This is a genomic window from Bartonella sp. CL435QHHD (assembly GCF_042195095.1).
GTDB lineage: Bacteria > Pseudomonadota > Alphaproteobacteria > Rhizobiales > Rhizobiaceae > Bartonella.
Window position 1 is genome coordinate 1 of the sequence record NZ_JBHINS010000012.1, and the last position, 6,576, is coordinate 6,576.

Genomic DNA, 6,576 nt, shown 5'->3' on the forward strand with positions numbered 1-6,576 from the left:
ATCTGCCGCTTGCATGGGGTCAAAACGATCCTGCAAACCATATTGTTTGGCGGTGCTGTCTATAAATTGATACAACCCACCCGCCGAAGAACGGGGATTCCTTGCATTCGGATTGCCTCCACTTTCCACTTGCGCAACACGGTACAAATAGCTTTCTGGCAAACCATAACGCGCTGCTGCTTGACGGATCGCTTGATCTACTGAAGGACTATAACGGGTCATCGATTAAACATCCTCACAACCTCGTTTCCACTTAATCTAAACAAATCAGAAAAACGCTTTTTCACCCACTCTTTCGTGACATATCCATTATGATGCGCTTTCACCATGCGTTGAATGAGAGCTACAATTTGATCATTCTTAATCTGTGTCCCCCCTGTTAACAATTTGACAACATCCTTTTCAATCCGTTGACGCTCTCTAAACGCCGCCTCTTTGAAAGGAATCCAAGCAGACTTCCCAGCAGCTTTTGCTAATTGTACAGCTGCATCATGTTTACCCGTTGGCATATTGACGTTATGCATAAAAGATATCTTTTCATCCGCTACACGACCTGGTATTCTGTTATAAAAATCTGCATAATTAGCTTCTTTTTCGACAACCTTCTTGACCGCAGAAGCTTTATCGGCTCCATAAATCTTTGCAAATCGTTTATACAGATCATTCGTACCAAAAATCTCCTTTGCCTTGGATACTTCATCTTTTGTTTGACCCATACCTTGTAAAAGTTCTGCCCTTGAACCCTTTTTAAAGTATTCTTGTTGTGCCTTTGGTAATTCATCAAAGATTTTACTGAACTCATCCTTATTAACCGACTTGCTAAGGATTTTGGAACCTTCATCCATGGCATCTAAACGTGAACTATATTGGTGATACAATGATCGTGCCTTCTTATATTTAGGCGATATATCATCCATAAGCTCTAATAACTTTTTCTGAATGCCAACTAAGGTATGAACTTTACTATTATCTCCTATCTTCTCGGCTTCATCTCTCATAAGACCAAGTTTAACCTTCGTTTCATGGAGAACTCCCATGTTGGGTTTTTCTTTAAGGAGATTAAATTTTTCAGAAGAAAACGAACTGACTTCTTTGCCACCACTCGTGAATTCCTGTAGCCCTCCTTTATAAGCCTGTTTGAAGTATGGACGCTTCATTAATTCATTAAGAGCACCATAATGCTGTTCTCCTATTGGTGTTTTTTGAGCTATTTCGTAAAGAGTATGTGGTTCTGCTTTCCTAATCGCGATAAGATCATCTTTTAAACCTGTAACATTTTGACGAGGAACAAAGTATTTATCAGCCGCCTGATGAATACGCTCCCCTCCTCCCAGCGCTCTCTGTTCAGCTCTCTTGGTTAAATCAAGATAAGCCCCTTGGTTTCTTTTCGCGATATCAAAAACAAGATCCTGTAAAAAAGGACTATGATCAGCTACGTAATCGGTAGGAACTGCTTTTTTAAAAGATTCTCCTAGCTCTTCAGAAGCTTCATTGCCTAAATGTTTACTGATTGCTCTTAACGTATCTTTTGAAACACCTTCTTTCGTATGAGAAGGAGAAAAAAGTCTTCGTATTCCACCAAAAGTAGAACCAAGCATACTGCCTACAAGATTTCCAGCCAATGCCCCGCCCATTCCTAAAGTTCCACCAGATGCCGTGGTTTGAAGTGTATTTAAAAGTCCTTCGCCTTCTCCTGCGCCATGTAATGCACCAGATGCTGCACCTACTTTAAGCAAATGAGGTAATGTTGTTTTGTTCGTGATGCCTAAAAATGGACTTGCAAATCGACTTGGGGGTAACTGACCTGCTTTCAAAAAGGCTTGACCTAACGTTGATCCTCCAAGATTCCTTGCAAGTGTAGGCGCTACAAGGCGTGCTCCTGAGGCTAACAATCCTCCTCCTAAAGTCGCAAGGGAAGGAATTGCCGCCCCTAAAGCATTTCCAGCAAAAGAAGTCCAATAATGTTGATCACTCATCCTACGATAATAATCACGTATTCTATTGGCTTCTTTCTCATATTTTTCTATGGTTTTCTTATCTCCAGTCCAATAGTTGTAAAGCCCATTCAAAAAAGCACTTATTGCCCACTGATCATCAGAATCACGTCCTGCCGCTGTAATCCCCGCAATCTCATCATCTAAATTAAAACTCAATCCATGCTTTAAAGAGTTCCAAAAAGCTTCACTTTGCGTGATTTCGGGATGTTGGAATGATGTTTCGTATTCATCTTTAGGGATACGACGTATAACCCTTATTCCAGGACCAAAATCTGGAAATGGTTCCTCTACCGATGTTTCGTATTCCTCTTTAGGGATACGGCGTATAATTCTTATTCCAGGACCAAAATCTGGAAAATCTTGATGAGTATTATTATGATGAACCATTTATCTATCCCTAATAATGTCATATATATAGTTACCGTCTGGTATGGATACTCTTTCTCCAATAGCAAGTTTTTTAATATCTTCTCTGCTACTTATAGTTGGCAAATTTGCACTTCCTCCTTGTGATGACTGATTAGCAGAGGAGCGACTAGCATCTTCACCTAGTAAATAGGCTTTTGCTTCAGGCGATAGTCTTGAAATAACATCTCTTATTTGATTCAGATTCCGCGTAAATAATTCTACATTCATATCAATGCTTAGTTCACCTAAAGAATGCTTTAGCATGTCAAGATCTTTATCACTGACATTTCCAAGTCCTACCGCTCCTGTCCTTGATAATTGCTTCAGTTCGTCTATACGATCACTTGCTATACGTTCCTTAATTGATTTCACGACTTTATCTGCACCATTTTCTTTCAATCCAGGAACAATGCTTTTAATCCAAGCAATCAGACCTGTTGCATACCCACCTTTTTCCTTAAGGTACTCATCAAGATATGTGAGATCTTTCAATAAAATACTTTTCCGTACTATATTATTTGCATATAGAGCTTTTGCACGTTCAGCTTCCTCATACGATTTACCACCTTCAACCATAATATATCTATATCCACCTGGTGCATTCGGATCTTCCACAAGCATCCTACCGTCATTGGTAAATTGGGAATTCCTATTTCCACCGTTCACTTTTTGTAATAGAAAAGCATTCAACGCATCTCTATTTCCAGCTATGAACCGCGCCTCTTCCTCACTGTACCCTTTAGATTTCAGATACTCGACAGTCTGGTTAACCTGTCCTCTTTGTTTATCTCCTTCATGCAAGTTCTTCAGCCCCTTGGCAAAAAGTTGCCATCCAGATGAATTTGGACTTGCTGTTATCGCCCCCATAAGAAAATCATCAATATTTTTACTAACATCAGACTGTGAAAAACGAGAAAGTTTATCCCAAAAACTAGGTTCTGGTTTAGAATTCTGTTCTTGTGGTGTCACTGGTTCTGTTACAACAGATGCATGATTTCCTACACTAGGTGGAATTTTTTCTCTTGGAATTGGAAACGAAGGTTTATTTTCCTCATTAGGATAAATAGAGCCTATCGGAACTAGAGAACCGTGATACACATCATATGGATTATTCATAGAAATCATACTAGGGAGAACTGGTACTTGAGGAATAAATGGTAATTTTCTATCTTTATCCAGTCTTTGACTTTCATCTATTCCTTCCTGCAATCGCTCTGTTGTCGTTTTTTTTCGTTTGAGTTCGAAATGTTTATATCTCGGGTCAAAATCTATAAAAACCATTACTTTCCCTTTAACTATTTATTTTTTCTAAGATTATTCAAACTAAACGGCAGCATTTGCTGCCTTTTCCGCAGCCTTCTTTAATCCAAAAAGCACCATCATAGCATTCTGCCAAGGGTCGTTACCATGCATCTTAGATTCTGACACATTATTCGTCGTCGTGCCGTAATTCCTTGCAAAGCCATGACCGGCGTTCATAAGCATATTCAACCTATTCCAGCCGCTATTGTCTTGTTCCAGCCAACGTTCTCTATTGGCATCAACAAGGCGTTGANATATTCAACCTATTCCAGCCGCTATTGTCTTGTTCCAGCCAACGTTCTCTATTGGCATCAACAAGGCGTTGATTGTAGTCATTAAGAACAGATGACCCCTGCAACATATTCGAATATGCGTTATTATAAGAGGGGAATAAGTTGCCTATCATGCCTAAGCGGTTCTCATTCAGTTGATCAATCATCGAATTGGCTTGCATCATATGCTGTAAATCTCTATCACGCTGGCGATACTTGATACGAGCTAATTCATCATTAAGCCCCCTCTGTAACTCATTGTTATGCGCACTAGAGCCATAAAGACCACTCCCTAAAAACTGTCGATTAATACTATTTCTTATTTCACTTAAGCCCTCTTTAAGTTCCTCATCAAATTGAGAATTCGGTCCCATCAAACCACCAGATGCAATCCAGTTAAGGTTTCTCGCAGACGATGTTGGAGTATTCATCAAATGATTCATATAATTCTGATACTGATGAGGAATAGCTCCAAGACCTCCAATTGCTTGATAAGTTGGAGCACTTAAAGGTGCAACACGAGGTCCCCCATAAACATTACCACCCATCCCTGTGTCATACATGTTATACGCATCTGCACCCCCACGCTTAAAGACATTCTGCATCCAAGTAGGAGGGGCGCTTGTCTGCACCTGCTTCTGTTCTGTCGTTGCTGGTCTACTGCTCCCCATGTCACAATTCCTTCCTATAATAAAGCATACCTATGCTATAGCCTTGCTTGGTTAGTGCACGCTTCCAACCTAAACGACCCAAGATCTCCATTTCAGAAGCACCATTCTCACGCGCCCAATCCTCTACAAATTTCAAATTATCAACTTGATCAAGAACGCCCTTCCCACTACATTCACAAATCAGTGCGCGCTTCTTTCCTAAAACTGTCTGCTGTATCTGGGTCGTGAATGCCGCTAAAAAGCGTTCGTCATCATCCAAAACAAGCCATAACTGTTTCTTGCCACTGCAAATCGCTTCAATCAGTTCCTGCAACGTGATTTCATGTTTGAAACGCTCTACATACTCTCTAAAGGATGCAATGATGTCTTCCAGATAAGGCGCTATACGCTCCATATCCCAAGACGTGGTCAAAAAGACTTTTGCCATTACCCTCTGCCTAAAGGACGTAAATCCACATTAAATCCTGTGATTTGGTTCCAATGAATGCCTTCAGGAATACGCAATTTAAAGCGGTGATAACGATTGCGCGAACGACCGTGATAAGCACCCGTGACATACGAACACACCCTCTCCTTGTGCCATATGATCGGCGTCTGATTATTGCGAAGCCGACGCTCTCCTATGCTTAAAAGACCTTCCGTCGTATCAACTTCGGCAAACATCTTCGTAATAAAGTTAAAACTTCCATCCGGTGCCCCCATCTCTTGTGAAACAACCGTTGCCTCCATCGGGGCTCCCGTAAACATAACAAGCCGATTGTTATCATCAAAAGCACCAAGCATTGGCGCGCCACTTTGCCAACGAGGGCTGTCTAAAGAAGCCGGCAATGCCTCAAGATTGATCGAAATCTCATCTAACTGTTCTAAAGTATAACCTGTCGTAAACACTGGAAAGAACGTGAAAGGCTTCCCTTGTAGCGTCGACCATTTCTGCAATCCCCAATCATAGACAAAGGTCGTTTGCTCGTTATTGCCTCTCTTTAAGGACCAGTAAATCCGGTTATCAATGGGGTCTATAACCCCTTGCATCTCATCAAGAGCAAACTTATCAAATGTTTTAAAAACCGTTCTATCAACCTTTTCAAAACCTATCGGTAAAAGTTGACCATCCAAACTCATCTGATAAAAACCACCATCACCTGCAAAAAAAGCATCACTCCCTCGACACGCTATAGAGGCTGCACTGCGCGCTCCACGCTTGTCTTGGATCTTTTGAAAAGCAAACGGGCTCTTGGAACCTAACGTCAAAGAACCAGCATAAATAGCAGAACGAAGAAAAATAAGGGGATTGGTTGTTTCTGTTGCCCCCTGAACGTATTCTCCATCTTGGAAATCCATATAACCACTAACATTATATTGAGTCTCCCATAGAGTTTCATCGCCTTCTCCAGACCAATGAATGCGATTGGGATTATCTGTCAATTGCATCAAACAAACAAAAGGTCCCCAAACCTTCACCAATCCCGCTTTCGGTGGATTTCCTTCTAAATCTTCAAACCGTTCAGAACTAAGGACCTTGAAAACTTGCGGTTTATCATTTTTATTCACCGCAATAACCATGTTTTTAAAAAGAGCAAACGACCATTTATTCTCTTCATTTGCTTGATAAGTCACACCACTTTGGCTTATGTCCTTCCAACCCTTGGTTTGACTATCATAACTGTAAAGCTTTTGCTTGCCTCCTACGATTATCTTAACACCATTGCCACTTCTAAACGCTATGCACCCCAAAGGCTTTTCTTCCAAAGCATGAGACACAACCATTGCACTAGGCATCGGAATGTAACAGCCATCAGCCGGTAAAACATTCACAAGGCTATCCGTAAAGCTACCGTTGACGACCGAAACATCTGGTCTGTAATCGGCTACTGGAAAATAAACCATCTTAAAAATCCGTTGGTATTATTCTGGTCACGTTATGACGTT

General features: G+C 41.0%; 6 protein-coding genes. All 6 read right to left on the bottom strand.

From position 1 onward, the window contains the following. Positions 1-222, bottom strand: a 222-nt coding sequence (locus ACFILH_RS00515; RefSeq protein WP_375667202.1) for a transglycosylase SLT domain-containing protein, incomplete at its 3' end; no start/stop codon positions are given. Beyond that, the gene (locus tag ACFILH_RS00520; protein ID WP_375643645.1) at positions 219-2,384 is read right to left on the bottom strand and encodes a hypothetical protein; all 2,166 of its coding nucleotides are present in this window, start codon (positions 2,382-2,384) and stop codon (positions 219-221) included. The genes ACFILH_RS00520 and ACFILH_RS00515, both read right to left, overlap by 4 nt. Continuing rightward, a complete protein-coding gene (locus tag ACFILH_RS00525; RefSeq protein ID WP_375643644.1) occupies positions 2,385-3,686 on the bottom strand; it encodes a hypothetical protein in 1,302 nt (433 codons plus the stop codon). A 42-nt stretch (positions 3,687-3,728) separates the two neighbouring features. Then, a complete protein-coding gene (locus tag ACFILH_RS00530) occupies positions 3,729-3,884 on the bottom strand; it encodes a hypothetical protein (RefSeq protein ID WP_375667203.1) in 156 nt (51 codons plus the stop codon). A 767-nt stretch (positions 3,885-4,651) separates the two neighbouring features. Further along, complete coding sequence (locus ACFILH_RS00535) at positions 4,652-5,077, bottom strand: hypothetical protein (protein ID WP_273791515.1); 426 nt, start codon at positions 5,075-5,077, stop codon at positions 4,652-4,654. Continuing rightward, positions 5,077-6,534 carry a hypothetical protein gene (locus tag ACFILH_RS00540; RefSeq protein ID WP_375667204.1) on the bottom strand — a complete coding sequence of 486 codons (1,458 nt, stop codon included), beginning with the start codon at positions 6,532-6,534 and terminating at the stop codon, positions 5,077-5,079. Before ACFILH_RS00540 ends, ACFILH_RS00535 begins: the two co-directional genes overlap by 1 nt. Positions 6,535-6,576 lie beyond the last annotated feature (42 nt).